The sequence below is a fragment of the Hymenobacter arcticus genome (assembly GCF_054779975.1).
This window is the reverse complement of sequence record NZ_BAAGXF010000004.1, coordinates 217,028-235,467: the sequence shown is the minus strand read 5'-3', so window position 1 is coordinate 235,467 and position 18,440 is coordinate 217,028. Positions and strand designations below refer to the sequence as shown.

21 protein-coding genes are annotated in these 18,440 nt (G+C 62.2%); 16 read left to right on the top strand and 5 right to left on the bottom strand.

All coding sequences use genetic code 11. The features are described 5' to 3' along the window. From ACYVGC_RS09700 to ACYVGC_RS09685, 4 genes are all read left to right on the top strand, one after another. Positions 1 to 177, top strand: a complete 177-nt coding sequence (locus ACYVGC_RS09700) for a hypothetical protein (protein ID WP_460583622.1) — start codon at positions 1 to 3, stop codon at positions 175 to 177. A gap of 16 nt (positions 178 to 193) precedes the next feature. Next, on the top strand, positions 194 to 829 hold the full coding sequence (locus ACYVGC_RS09695; protein WP_460583621.1) for a hypothetical protein: 636 nt from the start codon (positions 194 to 196) through the stop codon (positions 827 to 829). Next, the gene (locus tag ACYVGC_RS09690; protein ID WP_460583620.1) at positions 795 to 1,085 is read left to right on the top strand and encodes a hypothetical protein; all 291 of its coding nucleotides are present in this window, start codon (positions 795 to 797) and stop codon (positions 1,083 to 1,085) included. Before ACYVGC_RS09695 ends, ACYVGC_RS09690 begins: the two co-directional genes overlap by 35 nt. Positions 1,086 to 1,155: 70 nt before the next feature. Further along, positions 1,156 to 2,436 carry a DUF6602 domain-containing protein gene (locus ACYVGC_RS09685; RefSeq protein WP_460583619.1) on the top strand — a complete coding sequence of 427 codons (1,281 nt, stop codon included), beginning with the start codon at positions 1,156 to 1,158 and terminating at the stop codon, positions 2,434 to 2,436. A 238-nt stretch (positions 2,437 to 2,674) separates the two neighbouring features. Here the strand turns inward: ACYVGC_RS09685 and ACYVGC_RS09680 are convergent, their stop codons facing one another. Then, complete coding sequence (locus ACYVGC_RS09680) at positions 2,675 to 3,202, bottom strand: hypothetical protein (RefSeq protein WP_460583618.1); 528 nt, start codon at positions 3,200 to 3,202, stop codon at positions 2,675 to 2,677. 164 nt (positions 3,203 to 3,366) lie between these two features. Between ACYVGC_RS09680 and ACYVGC_RS09675 the strand changes: the two genes are divergently transcribed. The 5 genes from ACYVGC_RS09675 to ACYVGC_RS09655 all read left to right on the top strand — a co-directional run bounded on the left by ACYVGC_RS09675 (position 3,367) and on the right by ACYVGC_RS09655 (position 7,111). Then, positions 3,367 to 3,786, top strand: coding sequence for a pyridoxamine 5'-phosphate oxidase family protein (locus ACYVGC_RS09675; RefSeq protein ID WP_460583617.1), 420 nt, complete (start codon positions 3,367 to 3,369; stop codon positions 3,784 to 3,786). Between the two features lie 290 nt (positions 3,787 to 4,076). After that, entirely contained in the window at positions 4,077 to 4,949 is an 873-nt protein-coding gene (locus ACYVGC_RS09670) for an aldo/keto reductase (RefSeq protein ID WP_460583616.1), read from the top strand. Between the two features lie 45 nt (positions 4,950 to 4,994). Further along, positions 4,995 to 6,068 carry an OmpA family protein gene (locus tag ACYVGC_RS09665; RefSeq protein WP_460583615.1) on the top strand — a complete coding sequence of 358 codons (1,074 nt, stop codon included), beginning with the start codon at positions 4,995 to 4,997 and terminating at the stop codon, positions 6,066 to 6,068. Positions 6,069 to 6,216: 148 nt separating this feature from the next. After that, a complete protein-coding gene (locus tag ACYVGC_RS09660; RefSeq protein ID WP_460583614.1) occupies positions 6,217 to 6,636 on the top strand; it encodes a thiol-disulfide oxidoreductase DCC family protein in 420 nt (139 codons plus the stop codon). 97 nt (positions 6,637 to 6,733) lie between these two features. Then, positions 6,734 to 7,111 (top strand): sugar 3,4-ketoisomerase, encoded by a 378-nt coding sequence (locus ACYVGC_RS09655; protein ID WP_460583613.1) that lies wholly within the window; start codon positions 6,734 to 6,736, stop codon positions 7,109 to 7,111. A gap of 11 nt (positions 7,112 to 7,122) precedes the next feature. On the opposite strand, the gene ACYVGC_RS09650 is transcribed toward ACYVGC_RS09655, so the two are convergent. From ACYVGC_RS09650 to ACYVGC_RS09640, 3 genes are all read right to left on the bottom strand, one after another. Next, complete coding sequence (locus tag ACYVGC_RS09650) at positions 7,123 to 8,067, bottom strand: glycosyltransferase family 2 protein (protein WP_460583612.1); 945 nt, start codon at positions 8,065 to 8,067, stop codon at positions 7,123 to 7,125. A gap of 13 nt (positions 8,068 to 8,080) precedes the next feature. Next, on the bottom strand, positions 8,081 to 9,307 hold the full coding sequence (locus ACYVGC_RS09645; protein WP_460583611.1) for an MATE family efflux transporter: 1,227 nt from the start codon (positions 9,305 to 9,307) through the stop codon (positions 8,081 to 8,083). 95 nt (positions 9,308 to 9,402) lie between these two features. Beyond that, entirely contained in the window at positions 9,403 to 10,407 is a 1,005-nt protein-coding gene (locus ACYVGC_RS09640; RefSeq protein WP_460583610.1) for a hypothetical protein, read from the bottom strand. 116 nt (positions 10,408 to 10,523) lie between these two features. Between ACYVGC_RS09640 and corA the strand changes: the two genes are divergently transcribed. Next, positions 10,524 to 11,732, top strand: coding sequence for a magnesium and cobalt transport protein CorA (gene corA, locus ACYVGC_RS09635; RefSeq protein WP_460583609.1), 1,209 nt, complete (start codon positions 10,524 to 10,526; stop codon positions 11,730 to 11,732). Between the two features lie 84 nt (positions 11,733 to 11,816). Further along, a complete protein-coding gene (locus ACYVGC_RS09630; protein WP_460583608.1) occupies positions 11,817 to 12,005 on the top strand; it encodes a hypothetical protein in 189 nt (62 codons plus the stop codon). Positions 12,006 to 12,178: 173 nt separating this feature from the next. On the opposite strand, the gene surE is transcribed toward ACYVGC_RS09630, so the two are convergent. Further along, the gene (gene surE / locus ACYVGC_RS09625) at positions 12,179 to 13,033 is read right to left on the bottom strand and encodes a 5'/3'-nucleotidase SurE (protein ID WP_460583607.1); all 855 of its coding nucleotides are present in this window, start codon (positions 13,031 to 13,033) and stop codon (positions 12,179 to 12,181) included. Between the two features lie 143 nt (positions 13,034 to 13,176). On the opposite strand from surE, the gene ACYVGC_RS09620 reads away from it, so the two are divergent. From ACYVGC_RS09620 to ACYVGC_RS09600, 5 genes are all read left to right on the top strand, one after another. Further along, positions 13,177 to 14,940 carry a M14 family metallopeptidase gene (locus ACYVGC_RS09620; RefSeq protein ID WP_460583606.1) on the top strand — a complete coding sequence of 588 codons (1,764 nt, stop codon included), beginning with the start codon at positions 13,177 to 13,179 and terminating at the stop codon, positions 14,938 to 14,940. 151 nt (positions 14,941 to 15,091) lie between these two features. Beyond that, positions 15,092 to 15,817, top strand: coding sequence for a peptidase associated/transthyretin-like domain-containing protein (locus ACYVGC_RS09615; RefSeq protein WP_460583605.1), 726 nt, complete (start codon positions 15,092 to 15,094; stop codon positions 15,815 to 15,817). A 122-nt stretch (positions 15,818 to 15,939) separates the two neighbouring features. Beyond that, positions 15,940 to 16,455 (top strand): hypothetical protein, encoded by a 516-nt coding sequence (locus ACYVGC_RS09610; protein WP_460583604.1) that lies wholly within the window; start codon positions 15,940 to 15,942, stop codon positions 16,453 to 16,455. 77 nt (positions 16,456 to 16,532) lie between these two features. Beyond that, entirely contained in the window at positions 16,533 to 17,231 is a 699-nt protein-coding gene (locus tag ACYVGC_RS09605) for a pirin family protein (RefSeq protein WP_460583603.1), read from the top strand. An 80-nt stretch (positions 17,232 to 17,311) separates the two neighbouring features. Continuing rightward, positions 17,312 to 18,436, top strand: coding sequence for a sensor histidine kinase (locus tag ACYVGC_RS09600; protein WP_460583602.1), 1,125 nt, complete (start codon positions 17,312 to 17,314; stop codon positions 18,434 to 18,436). Positions 18,437 to 18,440 lie beyond the last annotated feature (4 nt).

The window sequence follows — 18,440 nt, the reverse complement described above, 5'->3', positions numbered from 1 at the left end:
TTGCTATCCCAGCGCAACACCGACCAGGCCCCAGCGCGCCTCAAGAAGCTCCAGCAAATCGCCGTGGCCAACGGCAACCTCTTCGCCGAGCTAATGGAAACGGTGAAATACTGCTCACTCGGCCAGATTACGAACGCGCTGTTTGAAGTCGGCGGGCAGTACCGGCAGGATATGTAGTTAACTTTCAAGCACCATGGCTTACACCGATTTTTCCGTTTTTGATTTACGACAGCAGTTCGGCGTGCAGTTTCGCGCTGAAACACTCTTCCCGCAGCTTCTGTCCATCGAGCCAACTGCTTGGCTAGAGGAAGCGCTGCGCAAAGGAGCGGAGTTGGGTTTTAACAGTGAGAAATCGCGTTCCGAGAGGCTGGTAACACCGGTATTGATGGAATTGAGCGACCGTAACCACCGCGCATTTTCCATTTACTCCGGCATGAACCTGGACGTGGATACCAGCGCCGGCCTACGGGGCGAGTGCGATTTTATTTTCTCGTACAGCCGCATCCAGGATTTCATCGCTGCCCCGGTTTTCTGCATTGCTGAGGCTAAGAAGCAGGATTTAGAGCTTGGCACCATTCAGTGCGCCGCGCAGCTTATCGCTGCCCGGCGCCTGAATGAGCAGGAGCAAAACCCCATTCACACCCTCTACGGCTGCTCCACGACGGGCGTGGAATGGCGCTTTATGAAGTACGAAGGCACCGAATTTATTCTGGATGAAAACCGCTACTACTTGGCTCAACTTCCGGCGCTGCTCGGGGCTCTGCAAGCCATCGTAGACGCTACCCAAATGGCGCATGGTGAAACGGGTACAGCTCCGCAGCACTACTAAAGGCTCGCCCACGGTGGTACCGGCCGAGGTCATCCGCGCCACGGAAGAGGAAAAGCAGTACCAAATCGACATGCTCATTCTGCTGCACCAGCGCAACGCCGCCGAAACCCCGGCGCGCCTCAAGCAGCTCCAGCAAATCGCCGTGGCCAACGGGAATCTATTTGCCGAGCTGATGAAAACGGTGAAATATTGCTCGCTCGGTCAGATTACGAACGCGTTGTTTGAGGTCGGGGGGCAGTACCGGCGGAATATGTAATTCTAATGGCTGCTGGTTACGAGAAATTTTAGCGAGCCAATCTCAGTAAAGCAAAGCCTTAAACATTATCATGATAAACACTGTCGCTGACCTTTTAAATGCTTTCAAAACGAAAGAAGAAGAGGTTTTAGATAGCTACGGCTATGTTAAACATCCTGTTTTGATTGGCTCAATGTATGAAGGTTTGACAAAAGACATACTAGATAAGTCAATTTTCGCTGGGCTAGATTTGCGAGTTACTGCCGGTAAAATCAGAAACTCAACAAATGAAATGAGCGGTGAAATCGACTGTATGCTTGTAACAGGCGAAGGCGAGAAAATACCGTATACTGATAAGACAATTTATGACTCTCGACAAGTAATAACTGTAATTCAGGTAAAGAAAAACCTTTATTCTAAGGATGTCAAAGATTCATATGAGAATCTAAAAAGCGTTATTGATGTAACAGAAGCTAGAGAAGGAGAGGATTACCATGGCAGAATCATACGAGATTCATTCCGACAAATTTGTCAGTTAGAGCTGCCTACAAGAGATGAGCTTGGGAAGCTGCCGAGCGAACTTCAAATGATTTATCACATATTACTATTGGATGCATTTTATCCTCTTAGAATAGTTTGGGGTTACAATGGATTCAAGACTGAGTTTTCAATGAGAGAAGCATTCATAAAGTTTCTAGAAGAAAAAACCACTACAGACCCTAATAACAAGATACATGGGTACGGGCCATTAAATATGCCAAGTCTAACAATTTGTGAGGATTCATGCGTTATAAAAACTAATGGAATGCCTTTTGGCTCCCCAATGGAAAATGGATGGTGGGATTTATTAGTTACTGCTAAAGGTAATCCTGTTTATTATTTACTTGAATTAATATGGACTAGACTTCATTATATGTTTGGTATCACTTCGGAGATTTTTGGTGAAGACTTGGAAGTTGACAGAGTGCATCCGTTTTTAAAATGCCGTTTAATGCAAAAAGATGGCATGTCCGGATGGGCATATTATTATAATTTCGCTTCTAACAAAGAACTTCTTGAGCACCCCCTAGAGAAACAAGAATGGGAACCTTCCTTTCTTGATGAAGCACAATATAATTTAATCCAAGAACTAATTGCTGTGGGGTATATGACCTATGTTAATAATTCTGAGTTTGATAACTTAATAAAGGGGTCAACTTATAATGTAGAATCATTTGTGAAAAGCTTTGAAAAAACCGGATTAGTTTACAGTGATGGAGACAAGTTAAAACTATTAACGGAAAATTGTCTCTCCGGCATGATAAAGGATAAATTTTTTGCTGGAGATAATAAAAGTGGAAGGGTGAGTAGATGGATTGCAAAAAACTTATAACTAGGGCCTTCCGATAATCTAAGGTTCCGAGTTAATGTTCGTTCCATGCTTCTCCTGCCTCCCCAGCCACTTCAAGAGGCGGCGGGGGCGCTGGGGGCGGCCCCGTCTCCCAGACACGCCCAGCTTCAGAAGCGGCTTGAAGAGGCTCTAAGGGCACTTGGTCTTGCTCATGGGGCATACGACCGCTACTTCAAGCCACCATAAGCTTCGGCAGCGGCAATGGGGCGCGGGGGGGCACCTACTTGGTGGGGGCGGGCAGCGGCAGGTAGCTTAGCAGTACCGCGCCGGCGGCCCACAACAGCACGTCTTCACCAAAGCCCACCGTGTGGGGGGGTAGGTCGGTTTTTTTGGTGATGGCTTTGCGCAGTTGGTACCAGCCGAATGTGGCCGCCGCCGCGCCCAGGCCGCCCAGCAGGGCCCCGCGCCAGGGGCTTTGGCCAGTGGCCTGGCACCAGGTAGCGCCGGCCAGCGCGCTGCCCAGGGTGCGCAGGCCCAGGCCGCGGGGGGCGGTGCGGGGAGCCGCGCCGGGGTTTTTGTCGTGCATAAACTCGCGGGCGGCGGCCAGCTCCAGGGCCACGGCTACGGCCGGCTGCTGGAGCAGCCGCAGCGGCGAGGCAGCCAGCGCCGGGGCCGGGTGGCGCACCAAGTAGTGGCTGAGCAGCGTGGGGGCGCCGGCGCTGCGCATACCGGCGAGGGTGGCGAAGCCGAACACCGGCCAGAAAACGGCGGCCGGCCGATAGGCGGAAGAATCGGGAGCAGTTGGCATAAAATAAAGCGTTTGGAAAGCTCCTCCCTAACGGAATTGGTCCGGCCGGGATAAGCGGCGCGGCCCATTTTTTTATCGGTGGAAGGTTTTGGGCTTCTGCGCGGGGCTGCACAACCGCCGGCCGCCGCGGCGCGTAGGCGGCATTCACCCACCCGCACCCTACCATGGCCAATAAAACCCTGAAAGAGATTGCCACTAAAATGGCGAACCTTGACATTGCCCTACTCACCACGCACACCAGCCGCGGCCAGCTTAGCTCGCGCCCCATGAGCAACAACGGCGACGTGACCTACGACGGCAACTCGTACTACTTCACCTTTGAGGAGTCGCGCACGGTGAAGGACATTACTGAAAACGCGCACGTCAACCTGGGCTTTACGGGCTCGAAGGGGCTCTACGTGTCCATTGTGGGCACGGCGCACCTCATCCGGCAACGCGCCACCATGCAGCAGCACTGGGTGCCGAGCCTCAACCAGTGGTTTCCGCAGGGCCTCGACACCCCCGGCGTGGTGCTGGTGCGCGTGGAGGCCAAGCGCATCAAGTATTGGCAGGGCGAAGAGCAGGGCGAGCTAACTATTGGTTAACCAGCGTATTTACCCTAACCCGTAATAAGGCAAACCCGCTCTGGCGCAGTAGCCGGGGCGGGTTTGTTTTTGGCCGGAACCCCGGCTATACTTTTCGACTGCCATTCGCTTGGCTGGTTGCCGGCCCTCCGCCAATGCGCTATATACTACCCCGCTGGTGGAGGTAGCCGAAAGCATCCGGGCACACCAGCAGAACAGCGCGGCGCGCAAATAAAGGCGCACGCGAAAGTAAACCCGCGTCGCAAACGACTGTTTGAGCAGCACTGCTTTTCCACACCAAGCCCTTCTCCATGTCCACTATCACCATTGCTCCCAACTCCACCCAGCCGCTCACCGTCAACCGGCTTGGCTACGGCACCATGCGCCTTACCGGCCCCGGCATTTGGGGCGAGCCCGCCGACCGGCCGCAGGCCCTGGAAATTCTGAAAACCGCCGTGGCCAACGGGGTGAATTTCATTGACACCGCCGACTACTACGGCGACGATGTGACTAACCGCCTGATTGTGGAGGCGTTGCACCCGTATGGTAAAGACCTGGTAATCTGCACCAAAGTGGGCGCCACCCGCCGGCCCGATAAAAGCTGGATACCCTTCAACACCCCCGAAAACCTGCGTACCAGTATCGAAAACAACCTGCGCACCCTCAAGCAAGAGCAAGTGCAGCTAGTGCACCTGCGTCTGATGGGCCACGGCGGCGTGCCGCTGGCCGAGCAGCTGGGCGCCATGTTTGAGCTGCAAAAGGAAGGCAAAATTCAGCACGTGGGCCTCAGCAACGTGAGCCGCGCCGAGCTGGAAGCTGGCCTAGCCATGGGCGAAATCGCTACCGTCGAGAACATGTACGGCTACGCCCAGCGCACCACCCTGCGCGAGGCCCACGGCGAAACCCAGGGCGGCGAAGAAGTGCTGGATTTGTGTGAGCAGCACGGCATTCCGCTGGTGCCGTTTTTCTCGCTGGTGCATGGCCTGCCCAAGGCGGGCGATAAAATGGCGGAGCTAGCCCAGCAACGCGGCGTGTCGGTGGCCCAGCTCAACCTGGCCTGGCTGCTGCACAAATCGCCCATGCTGCTACCAATACCGGGCACGTCGTCGCTGGCCCATTTGCACGAGAATCTGCAAGCCGCGGCTATTGAGCTGAGTGCGGAGGATATGGCGTTTTTGGGCTAGCGAAACCCTGGCCCGGCTTGGCAACCAACCGCTTATTTTAGGCGCATGAAACTCCGTTTTTGGTGCGGCGCGGTGGCGCTGCTGCTGGCCGGGCCAGTGCGGGCCCAGTCGCAATCGCTGGCCGGCGAATGGCAGGGCGTGGAGGCCGAGTCGGGCGATACCGAGTTTTGGCCGGCCGTGCTGCGGGTGCAAGCCGGCAAGGGCTCGGCCGTGCTGGGCGTGCTCTACGAGGAGGTGGGCGGCGACGCCGAAACCACGTCCACGTTTCAGCTGGATGGCACGCGTACCGCCACTGGCTTGCAGCTCCGCCACGGGCGGCTGCTCGACGAAACCCGGCCCCACGGCCGCGGCTACTGGTGCCGGGGGGCTATCACGTTTACCTACGACGCCAGCCAGGAAAAGCTGACTGGCCACGCCACCTACCTACCGCAGGGCGACTGCACCACCGGCACGTTCACGTTTTACCGCGTCCGGCTAAAGTCGGCCGCTACGGTGAAGGCCGGGGCCTTGACCACGCTGCGCGTGTCGGGCCGCGACGTGCGGTGGTTTGCCGATGCCGGGCTCACGCAGCCCGTGGCCACCGGCAACACCTACCCTACCCGCCTCCGTAAAACCACCACGTTTTACCTTAAGCAAGGCTACTACCCCACCGTGCAAAGCCCCGTGGTAGCCATCACTATCAACGTGAGCGGCATGGCCAAGGCCTTGCCACCGGCAGCGCCGCCTGTCGCCGCCCGGCCTAAGCCGGCCCAAGCCACTACGCCAACCAGCCCGCCTCCGGCCCCTAAGCCCGCGCCGCTGGTTTTGCCCACCGTGCTGTTTCGGGTGGGCACGGCCGAGCTGCTGCCCGAAGCCAACCCCGCTCTCGACCAGTTGGCCGCGGCGCTGCAAGCCCGCCCCGCCCTGCGCCTGCGCATAGCCGGGCACACCGATAAAGTTGGCGAGTCGGATAAAAACCGGCTCCTCTCCGAGCAGCGGGCCGACGCGGTGAAAGCTTATCTCGTAAAAGCTGGCATTGTCGATAATCGCCTGGCTACCATTGGCTACGGCGACGCCCGCCCACTCTTCCCCGCCCCCGACGCCCGCAACCGCCGGGTGGAGGTGCAGGAAGTGCCGTAGCCTGCTTCCGGCCGCCAACGCCGCGCCCACGTTATGTTTTATACAGTAGACTTATGCAAAAGCATTTGTCATGGCAATTGCTTCGCTGCACTCGCCATAACAAATGCTTTTGCACAGGTATTTATAAACTTGCTTTTCACCCACTGCCATGGCCACTTCTGCCACCGCCACTATTCTGTTTGATGGGGTTTGCAACCTCTGCAACGGCTTCGTGCAGTTCGTTATTCGCCACGACCCGCAGGGGCAGTTTCGCTTCGCGGCGCTGCAAAGTGAAACCGGCCAGGCGCTGCTGGCGGCCCACGGCTTGCCGCCCACGGCCGCCCAGCTAGCCAGCCCCGACTCGGTGATTCTGCTGGAGGGCGGGCAGCTGTACGCGCACTCGTCGGCGGTGCTGCGCATTGCCCGGCGGCTGGGCGGGCCGTGGCGGCTGGCGGCGGTGGGCGGGCTGCTACCCCAGCGCTGGCGCGATGGCCTCTATCGCTTCGTGGCCCGGCACCGCTATCGCTGGTTTGGGCGGCAGGAAAGCTGCTGGCTGCCCACGCCCGAGCTGCGGGCGCGGTTTATTTAGCGTAGCACGGTAGCCCCAGGTCGTTAGTACAGGCCTACTTATACGGGATGCCGCGCGCGGCGCGGCTGGCTTTATCTTTGCCCGCCACTCCCGCTGCATGACGCTTCCCCATCTCCTATCCCTTTCCGCCCACGGCGCGGCCGACTGCGGCTGGCTCACGGTGGCCGAAGGCGCCAACCTGCCGTTTGCCGTGAAACGGGCCTACTGGATAACGGCGGTGCCCGACGGCCAGGTGCGGGGCCGCCACACCCACCGCACTCTGGAGCAGCTCTTCGTGGCCCTCAACGGCACGCTGCGCATCACGGTAGAAGCCCCCGGCTTTGCCCGCCACACATTTGAGTTAACTTCTTCTCACAAAGCCCTTTACGTGCCACCCGGCTCGTGGCGCGAGGTGCAGTTTGAAGCCGGGGCGGTGCTACTTTGCCTAGCCTCGCAAGAGTACAGCGAAGCCGATTACATTCGGGAAGAAAGCTAGCCAGCCCGCCTCTAGCGCGGGCCGATGGGCCAGTGGCGCAGTAGGGCCAGCAGGCGGTCGGGCAGGCCGGGCGGCCGGGTTTCGGCAAGCAGGGCGGCCAGTTCGCGGGCCTCGGGCCACTGCCGGCGGCGCAGAGAGTGGCGCAGCTCGTAGCGCAGGCGCACGCGCAGGGCGGCCAGCTCGGGGGCGTCGCGGCACAGCGCTAAGACCTTGTGGCAGATGCGGATAGTCGAAACCAGGTAGGGGTCGTGGCGGATGGTTACCTGGGCGCTTTTGCTGCGCGGGTGCTTGTGCTTGCGCGTGGTTACCTCGGGCTGATAGTGAAACTGCCAGTCGCGGCTGGCGCGCACCCAAAAGTCGAAGTCCTCGTAGCTCAGCGCTTCGTCGTAGCCGCCCAGCGCCAGCAGCGTGGCGCGCCGCATGAGCATAGTGGGCGCACTGATGAAGTAGCGCGCCAGCACATCGGCAAACACCCAGCCCGTGGCGGGGCGCGGGTGCAGCTGGCCGGGGTGGCGCGGGTCGGGCCGCTGGTGCAAGCCCAGCGACTGGCCCACCTCGTTTATCAATTCACAATTGGAATACACCACGCCGTAGCTGGCGGGCAGCGCCTTAAATAGGGCCACTTGCTGGCTGATACGCTGGGGCAGCAACTGGTCATCAGTGGCAAAATCTATTATAAACTCGCCCTTACTCTGGAAAAAAGCCTGGTTGAATGCCCGGCAGTTGCCCATGTTGTGGGGCAGCAGCAGCAGGTGCCAGCCGGGGTGCGCTTGGGCGTATTCGCGCAGGATGGCGGGGCTACCGTCGTGGCTGGCATCGTCCACCAGCCATACTTCTAGGTGCGGATAGTCCTGGGCCAAGATAGAATCCAGGGCCGCCCGCAGAAAAGACGCGTGGTTGTGGCACAGGGCCACGATGGTAACGAGGGGCGGCATCTCTTCAATTATATCTTGCATGCAACTAATTTATTTACAATAACTTATCCTCTTTCATATAAAACCAGCCCGCGCAGCCCACTAGCACCAGCCCGTAGCTGATGGCGTAGGCATCGACCACGCCCGGCAAGCCCAGCGCTGGCACCAGCCCGGCCAGCCAGCCCGCATAAAGCACCGAAGCGCCCGCCTGCACCGCCAAATACGGCCCCGGCCGGCCCCGCGCCAGCAAGGTATATTGAAATACCCAACCCAGAAAGCGCGCCCAGTCGCCCAATAATTGCGGGCCCAGCAGGCTAGCCGCCGCCACCAGCCGCGGAGCAAACAGCAAGCTCAGCAGCGGTACGCGCAGCCAGTACAGCGACCCCAGACCCAGCGCCAGACTCACGGCTAGCAGCCCGGCCACCACACTCACGTAGTGGCGCTGCTCGGCCGGCCGGGGGGCCAGCGCGGCCAGCCGCGGGTAAAAAACCGTGCTCAGCACCATCACAACAGCCATCGTGTAGTTGGCCGAAAGCTTGTCTACCGCCTGCCACAAGTCGGTGACCGCCGGGGTATAGTGCCCTATGAGGTAGGCCCGCAGCGCGTAATTGATGGCCTGCCCAAAAAGCTGCGTACCCACGGCCATGAGCACGAATTTCAGCAGACCGCGCATAGCCACGCGGCTGGGTGCGCCCAGTTGCTGCCAGCCGCGCAGCAGCCCAGCCCGGCGTGCCAGTACCAGCGCCAGGCCAAACACCAGCGCCTGCCCACCCACGTAGCCGAGCAGCACCTGGCCCAGGGGCTGGCCCAGCGCCAGCAGCCCGGCCACCACTACCAGGCCCGCCGCGCTCACGGCCACCATCAGCCCCACGTAGGCCCCACGCCGGCCGGCCAGCAGCAATACCCCGCTCAGCAGCGCCTGCCCACTCACCAGCAGCATCGCCGCGGTGAAGAACAGCACGCGCCCGGCCGGCCAAGCCGCCCCTCCGAATAGCCCCAGCAGCAGCCCGCCCGCCCCCACCAGCAGGGCCGTGAGCCAGCCCGCCGCCGCCAGCCACAGCCGGTAGCGCGGCTGCCCCACCCGCAGTGGGGCCAGGTACGTAGTGGCCCCCACCTGCACGCCAGTGGTCGGGAGGGCCCCAAACAACCCCATCAACGTCTGAAACTGGGCTAGCTGCGTGAGGCCACCCGCACCACCGTACAGCACCACCAACTTATTGAGCAGCAGGGCCCCGGCCGTGCGCGCCACCATGGCCACCCCCGTACCAGCCGAGCCGCGCACAAACGTGCGCAGGTGAGCCGCCGCGCCAGCCTGGCCAGCCGTGGCGCGCAGCTGGCGCAGGCGATGAAAAACTCTATTTAGGATAAAAAATTGTTTTACAGTACTTTATACCAGGTGAGCTTGAGGCTGGCCACGCCGCCCAGGTGGCGCTTGAAACGCAGTAGCGACTCGTGGGGCTCGCGGTTGTCCAGGGTCGAGCGGCCCAGGTCAAGCACGCGCAGGCCCAGGTCGCGGCCCAGCTGGTGCAGGCCCGCCATGAGCAGCACCGCCGGACTCAATCTATTGAATGACAATGGGCTAGCGGGATAGAAGTTATGCAGCACCCGCTCACTTGCCTTTATGGCCATGGTGAGCGCCGCCCACCGCCCGCTGCCCGGCTCGCGCACCGACAGCAGCACGCACTCGCGCGGAAACAGCCGAAACAGCTCCTGCACCCGCTCCAGCGACAGCGACAGCGCCGGCTGCCCGCGCTCGGCCCGGCACGCGGCCAGAAAATCGTAGGCCCAGGGCAGCAGTAGCGGCGGCTCCTGCTCCAGCACTAGGCCGGCGCGGCGGCTGGCCCGCAGCCGCCGCCGCTCGGCCGGATGCAGGTGGGCTTCGTAGTCGCGGTCGAGGTCGAGGTAGTAGTTCTGCTCGGCCAGGGTCACGGCGTAGCCGCGCACCCGCAGGGCCTCGGCCAGGGTAGCCGCCCCATCGGGGTCGTAGCAAAAGGGGTAGCCTCGGATTTCCAACGACTGCTGGCCGTGGGCGCGCAGCGTGCTTTCGGCCTGGTCGAGCAATTGATGCACCTGCCCCAGGCTTGCCCCGGCCGCCAGCTGCACCCCGCCAAAAGTGGCCTGCGCGGGCGAGCGCGCCTGGCCCGGCCCCGCCACATTGGGCACCACGTAGAGCTGTGCCACTGTTTGGGTTCGCGCGTCATCTTCTAAAAAAAAGGCCAGCACCGGGTGCTCGTGCCGCTGCAATACCTGGTGCGCGGGCTCAAAATACAGGAAAGGCGCGAACGCCGGCGGCCGCGCGGGCCCGGCGGGTAGCTGGCCGGCGGCCGTTTCGCGCACCAGCACCGGGCCGCCGCCCGCTGCACTAAAGGAAGTTTGCTTCACCTAAAAAAGAGCCTTAAGCTGGGGCGGCCCCACCAGGCAAAGTACGGCACCAGCCGGCAGCAATTACATTTGACAGTTCTTGGCGGCTGCTTGCTTTGCTGCTTGTTTCCTTCTTCATGAGCCCTTCACCCTCCCCCCCCGCCGCCGATACCCCACCCCCGGATGGGGCCGCGACTGAGCCGGAAAATGCGTCTTTATCCAGTGAGTCTGACCGCGAGTCGCGGCGCCAGGCGCTCTACCAGCACGTGGGCCAGCGCCCCGGCACGTTGCGTGTGCAGCCGGGCGCACTCAAGCCCCGGCTGTTTTTGATGTCGTATGACGAGCACTGCTACCAGGAGGCCGAGTACACTGACCGCTACGACGAGCTCATTGCCGAGCTGCGCGCCAAACCCGACCTTAAGCACTGGATTGACGTGCGCGGCTACGACGACCTGCCGCTGATGGAGCAGATTATGCAGGAGTTTGGCCTGCACCCGCTGCAAATGGAGGACGTGCTCGGCGACTACCAGCGGGCCAAGGTGGAGGTGTTTGACGATAACCGCCTCTTCCTGGTGTCGCGCATGACCGAATTTACGCCCGAGCTGAGCGTGCACGACGACCAGCTCTCCATCTTCACGGGGCCCAACTACGTGCTCTCGTTTCAAGACGACTACGACGACTGCCTGGAGGTGCTGCGCAACCGCATCCGGGCCAATTTCAGCCAGCTGCGGCGCAAGTCGGTGGGCTACCTGGCCTACGCGCTCACCGATGTGGTGCTCGACCACTACTACCCCACCATGGCCGCCATCGGCGACTACATTGAGGAGCTGGAAACCAGCATTTTCGACGAAAAACGCGAGCGGCGGCTGCTCAACCGCATCTTGCGCATCAAGAAGGACGTGGTGCGTTTCCGCCGCCTCGTATACCCGGAGCGCGACAAGATGTCGGAAATTCTGCGCCTGCCCGACGAGATAGTGCCCGAGGAGCTAAAGGTCTATTACCGAGATGCATATGACCACGCCATTCAGGCCCTCGACCTGGCTGAAAGCTACCGCGACAACATTTCGTCGCTGGCCGACCTCTTCCTTTCGGACCAGAGCAACCGCATGAACGAAGTGATGAAGGTGCTGACTATCATTAGCTCCATCTTCATCCCGCTGAGCTTCGTGGTGGGCCTCTACGGCATGAATTTTCAGCCCGAAGACAAGCTCGGCCACAAGCTGCCGCTCAACATGCCCGAGCTGTACACGCCGCTGGGCTACCCCATTTTGATAGGCGTGCTCACGCTTATTGTGGCGGGGCAGCTCTATTATTTCTGGCGCAAAGGCTGGCTGAGCAGCAACTAAACTCGTCGGTTAGTTACCCCTTTTACTATATTCACGGAGGCTTCACGGGTAGCGTACGAAATTGAGAGAGAATCTGTACGCCCTATGAAAACGCTGGTGTTAATGGTGAGTTTGTTGACGTTGCTGCTGGTGTGGCCACCGGCCGGGCACAGCGCGTACCACCGGCACCATCACTCCCCGGTAGGCTGCGCCACTACGCGCCTACTACCGCTGCGCGTGGTGCGCACGCCCGCCGTGGCGCAGCAGCACCGGCTAGTGCGGGCCGTGCGGTAGCGCGGTTAGAGGCTAACCAAAAGGAACGTCATGCTTATCTGGCGGTCACGCAGTGAAGCATCTCTACCACGCCGTTGGGGTTACTAATCCTCACGGCGCGGTAGAGATGCTTCACTGCGTGACCGCCAGATAAGCATGACGTTCTTTTTCAATCTTTTCTAGCTTCTGCCCGCTTACTGCGCGGCGGGGCCGTAGTCCTCACTTGCGAGGGGCTGGGGCGGGGTGTCGGCGGTGCCGCCGGTGGGCATGGGCAGCTGCCAGGCCTGGGCCATCTCGCTGATACCCTGGTAGTTGGTGAGGTCAAACTGGCAGGGCACTACCGATACGTAGCCGGCGGCCAGGGCGGCCTCGTCGGTATCCTGGCCGGCGTCCTGATTCACAAAATCACCCAGCAGCCAGTAGTAGGGGCGTTTGTAGGGGTCATGGCGCTGCTCGAAGCTTTCCTGCCACTTGGCGCGGGCCTGCCGGGCCAGCCGAATACCGTGGATGGGGCCGTGGGCGTTTTTGGGAATATTCACGTTGAGGGCCGTGCCGGCGGGCATGCCGTGGGTTAGCGCCTGCCGGCACACCTCAAGTACCCAGGGGCCAACGTGCGAGAAATCAGCCTCATCGCCGTATTCGCAGAGCGAAAAGCCGATGGCTGGCAGCCCTTCAATGGCCGCCTCAATGGCCGCCGACATGGTGCCCGAGTACAGCACGTTTACCGACGAGTTGGAGCCGTGGTTGATGCCCGACACCACGAGGTCGGGCCGGCGGTCTTTCAGAATGTAGTGCTTGGCGATTTTCACGCAGTCGGCCGGCGTACCCGAGCAGGCGTAGGCCGTTACGTCGGGGCCGAAAATATCGGATTTGTCGAGCCGCAATGGGTGGCCAATGGTGATGGCGTGGCCCATGCCCGACTGCGGGCTGGCGGGCGCTACCACCACAATTTCGGCCCCTAGCTCCTGCATGCAGCGCACGAGGTGCGCAATGCCGGGGGCCGTGAGACTGTCGTCGTTGGAAATAAGGATGAGGGGACGGGTAGACATTGGTTGCAAATAAACGTGTCATCCTGCGCTTGCGCAGGACCTTTTCACGTCAGGATGATTGCTCCTAGGCGTAACAAGGTCCTGCGCAAGCGCAGGATGACAGCTGGTACGGATTCACTAGCTGCAAAGGTACTTTCGCCCCCATGTTCTTCGCCTCTTTGCTTTTGGCTGCCGCGCTCGGCACTACCCCACCACCTACGCTCACCACGCCCTTCGAGCGCGACCCGGCCCACAACACTACCGCCACCTACGCCGAGTGCATAGCCTTTTATAAAGCGCTGGCAGCCAGCTACCCCGCCACCGCGCAGCTGCGCGAGGCGGGCCCCACCGACAGCGGCCAGCCGCTGCATGAGCTGGTGCTGAGCGCCGATGGCACCTTTGAGCCCGCCGCCAGCCGCGCCAAGAGTAGGCCCGTGCTGTTCATCCAAAACGGCATTCACCCCGGCGAGCCCGAAGGTATCGACGCCAGCATGATGCTGGCTCGCAATATATTGCAAGACAATAAGTTGCGCGCGCTGCTGCAAAAGGTCACCGTGGTTGTTATTCCCGCCTACAACATCGACGGGATGCTGAACCGCAACTCTACCACCCGCGTGAACCAGAACGGGCCGGTTGAATACGGCTTCCGGGGCAATGCGCGGCACCTCGACCTCAACCGCGACTTCGTAAAGCAGGATTCGCGCAATGCGCGCTCGTTTGCGGCGCTGTTTCAGAAGTGGCGGCCCGAGATTTTTGTGGACACACACACCTCCAACGGGGCCGACTACCAGTACACCATCACACTCATTCCCACCCAGCCCGACAAGCTGGGACCAGAGCTAAGCAAGTACCTGCAAAACAGCCTCTTGCCGGCCCTCTACAAAGGCATGGACCAGAAGCACTGGCCCATGACGCCCTACGTCGACTTTGAGGGCGAAACACCCGAGAGTGGCCTGCGTGCTTTTCTCGAAAGCCCGCGCTACTCCACCGGCTACGCGGCGCTGTTCAACACCATCGGCTTCATGCCCGAAACGCACATGCTCAAGGCGTTTGGGCCACGGGTGCAGGCCACCTACGACTTACTGCTGACTTACCTGCAAGTCGTTGGCCAGCAGGCGCCTGCCTTGCTGGCAGCCCGCGCCGCCGCCGACCAGGCGCTGGCCACCCAAACGCAGTTTCCGCTGGCTTGGGCGCTGCGCGACACGGCCACGGCCACAGTGCAGTTTCGGGGCTACGAGGCAGGGCACAAGGCCAGCGCCGTAAGTGGCCAGCCGCGCCTCTACTACGACCGCACCCGGCCCTACACCCGGCCCGTGCCCTACTACAACGCGGCCCGCGCCACGGCCGTGGCCGCCGCGCCAGCAGCCTACGTTATCCCCATTGCCTGGGGCGAAGTGCTTGACAACCTGAGCCGTAACGGCGTGGTACTGCGCCAGCCCAGCCAATCCCTCACTGGCCCCAGTGAAACCTACGCCATTACCGACTACAAAACCAGCCCGCGCCCCTACGAGGGTCACTACCTGCATTCGCAGGTCAAATTGGCCAGCTTACGCCCGCCGCAGCCCACCACGCTGGCGCCCGGCACCTACTACCTGGCCGTGCTGGCCGAGCAAGGGCCCGCTGCCCGCTACCTGGTGCAGGCGCTGGAGCCGCAGGCCACCGACTCGTTTTTTGCCTGGAACTTCTTCGACAGCATTTTGCAGCAGAAAGAACACTACTCCGACTACGTGTTTGAGGATTTGGCCGCCGAATTCCTGACTCAAACCCCGGCCGTGCGCCAACAGCTGGAAGCCGCCAAAAAAGCCGACCCCGCCCTGGCCGCCAGCGGCCCGGCGCAGCTCGAATGGGTGTACCAGCACTCGCCCTACGCCGAGGCAGGCTACCGCCGCTACCCGGTGCTGCGCTGGCTGGGGCCGGTGCCCCGGTAGCGGGCCACGCCCCGCAGGGCGGGCTACACTCCTCGGCCAGAAAGCGCCAACCATCGGCGCAGGGCCGGGAAGCGTCGATTGGTGAGCGGGCGGGGGCGGGCAGCGGCGCACTTTTGTGCATCCTACCGCCGCATTACTTCCCTCCCCAGTCATGGAACGCAAGCATTTTCTCAAAAGCCTACTGGCCGGCGTGGCCGGTGCCCCAGCCCTGCTCGCCGCCTGCAGCAAAGAGTCGGTAGCCCCGGCCAGCACCACCGGCACCACTACTACCGGCACCACGGGCACCACCACGAGCAGCTGCGCGGTAGCTCCCACCGAAACGGAGGGGCCCTTTCCGACCCACGTGCCGTCGTCGTACGTGCGTGCCGACATCACCGACGGCAAAGCCGGCTACGCCCTCACGGCCACGCTCACCATCACCAACAGCACCGCCAGCTGCGCCCCACTGGCCGGCGTGCTGGTTGACATCTGGCACTGCGACGCCGAAGGCAACTACTCAGAATACGGCGGCTCGGGCATGCAAAGCACCAACTACACGGCCGTCCACTTTTTGCGCGGCCGCCAAACCACTGACGCCCAGGGGCAGGTGACGTTCAAAAGCGTTTTTCCGGGCTGGTACTCGGGCCGCGCCACCCACATTCACGTGCACGTGTACAGCGCCACTGGCACTTCGCTGAAGGTAACCCAGATTGCCTTTCCCGAAGGCACGGGCACGGCCGTGGCGGCCGTCAACGGCTACGCCAAGGGCCTGAGCGGCTACACCAGCAACGCCAGCGACAATGTATTCAGCGACGGCGTGGCCCTGGAGCTGGCCGCCGTTACGGGTACCACCACGGCAGGCTTCCAGCTAGCGATAGCGCTGGCCGTGCCGGCCTAAGGCGGGGCGGCAGCGCTATCGCCGTTTGCCAGCACGTCGTGCTCAGCTGGCGGCGCGGGCGTTTTTGCCAGTCTTACCCAGCGCCGCTTGGTTTTCACTTTTCGCACTCCACTATTACCCGCATGTTGCCCCGGACCATCACGTTTTGCTACCGCAAGGTGCTCGATGCCGCGGCCGGCGCAGCGCCTTCGTGGGACCAGCTGGTCCTGGCCGCCACCTACGCCGAGTTTCGGCTGCAAGCCCAAACCCTTGACCCGGCCCGGCGCTACCGCACGCTGGCCGAGCTGTTGCAGCACGTGCCGGGAGCCGAGCGGCTGCACTTCCTGGTGAGCGCGGCCGTGCGCGGCTACCTGGCGCAACTCGAAGGCTGGGTACCCGACGTGCTCGACAACCTGGGCCGGCGTGCCCTCCGCTTTACGCAGTTTCAGTTCGAGCTGCTGAGCGCCGACGTACTCGACCCGACCCGGCACCGGGTAGCCATCAGCTTTTATAGCGAGCCGCTGCACTGGCACGCTACCGTGGGCACCTACCTGCTGGTAGCGGAGCCCGGCCCGCCGGCCCCCAGCGGCGAAATACTCACCCGCCTGGTGTCGCTCCAGCCCTACCTCAGTATTCACTCGCTCAGCCCGGCTGAATGAGGCCCGTCTGCCGGCACCGTACATGCGCAGTATAGCATTTAAGTATTTATAAATCAATTGATTAACTTCAATTTTTCATGAAGCAAACGCCCGCTAAAATTTTTCTGGCCGAGCAGCGGGGCCGGCTGGCTACCGCACAGTTTGCGCGCTACTGCACGCTGCCATTTGGGGAGTATGCTGCGGCCGGCCGCGCGCCAGTGGGCGCGTTGTTTGCCCTGAATGAGGAAACCCTGGCCGGCGGGCAGGCCATCGCCCTGCCCGCCGACCGGGCCGCCTGGGTGCTGGTGCTGCCCATTACGGGCGCGGTGCGGGCCGGCCGGGCCGCGGCCGACACCGCCCTGGTGGAGGTAGAAGAAGCCTACCTGCTACCCGTGGCGGCGGGCGGCACGGTGCATTTCAGCAACCCCTACCCCACCGACGCGGTCACGTGGCTGCACCTCTGGCTAGTCGCTGATAGCAGCCAGCAGCCAGCAGAACAGCTCTTTAGCTTTGCGAATAAGCCGCTGGCCAACCAGCTAACCCAGGTAGTGCCCACCGGCCCGTGGCCGGTGCGGGCCAGCCTGGGGCGGTTTGCGGGCCGGGCCGAAGCAGTGTACGAGCTGCCCGAGCCGGGCGCGTGCTGCTTTGCCTACGTGCTGGCCGGGGCGTTTGAGGTAGCGGGCCGCCTGCTGCATGCCCACGACGGCCTGGCCCTGTGGGCTGCCCCGGCGGTGGAGCTGGAGGCCCTGAGCAACGACGCGCTGCTGCTGCTACTAGCCCTGCCCCCGGCTCCATGAGGCCCCGGTGGCCGGGGGGGGCGCGGCTGGTTGGTCGCCCGCGGGCTAGCTTGCGAGCGGTTTTAGCTCCCCTTCACCAGATGTTTTTTTCTTCGCCCCGCCAGGCGCAAGCCCTATTACTGCACGCAGTTATCTGGGGGCTGCTGGGCGTGCTGGTTTTTACGCAGCCCACCGGCGAGGTACCCGCCCCCCAGGCCTACTGGCTGCAGGCGGGGCTGTTGGCGGGGCTACTGGGCGTGTTTTACTTGAATGCGGGCTGGGCCGTGCCCCGGCTTTTATACGGGCAGCGCGGGGCAGCCTACTTTGGGTTTTTGGTGGTGGTGGTGGTGGGCGTGGCGGCCAGCCACCGCCTGGTGCAGCAGCGGCTGGCTACGCCCAGGCAGCTAGGTGGCGCCCAGCCGCGGCCCTCGCGGTGGGAAGGCCGGGCTCCGCACCCGCCCGGACCCGCGCAGCCGGGTGGCCGCCCGCCGCGCCGCCCGCCCAGTGGCCCCGGCTCCGGCTGGGCCAACCCAGCGGTGCTGCTCTCGACGCTGCTGGTGCTGGGCCTGGGCACGAGCGTGGCGGCCGTGCAGCGCGGGCAGCGCGAGGCACTGGCGCGGGCCGCCCTGGAGCAGGAAAAGCTCAGCACCGAGCTGTCGTGGCTGAAGGCGCAGCTCAACCCCCACTTTTTCTTTAACACGCTGAATAACATTTACTCGCTTACGCTGCTCGACGGCGAGCAGGCCCGCGATGCCATTCACCGGCTTTCGCGCCTGATGCGCTACGTGCTCTACGACACAGCCACCGGCCTGGCTCCGCTGAGCCAGGAAATCCAGTTTGTGCAGGACTATATTGACCTGATGCACCTGCGCCTGACCGACAACGTGGCCGTAAAACTCAGCCTGCCACAGCCCCTGCACGAGGCAGCCATTGCCCCCCTGCTGCTGCTCACCTTCGTCGAAAACGCCTTTAAGCACGGCGTGAGCGCCTTGGTGCCCTGCACAATTGTGGTAGTGGTGCGGCAGCCCACACCCGCCACCCTCGACGTGACGGTGGAAAACGACGTGTTTCCGGACCGGCCCCGGCCGCTCGATGGCCAGAGCGGCATTGGCCTGGCCAATACCCGGCGGCGGCTCAACCTGCTTTACCCCGGCCGCCACACGCTCCGCATCACTAGCCTCGCTACCCACTACCAGGTGCAGCTCACCCTCACGCTGCTGCCTTAACTGC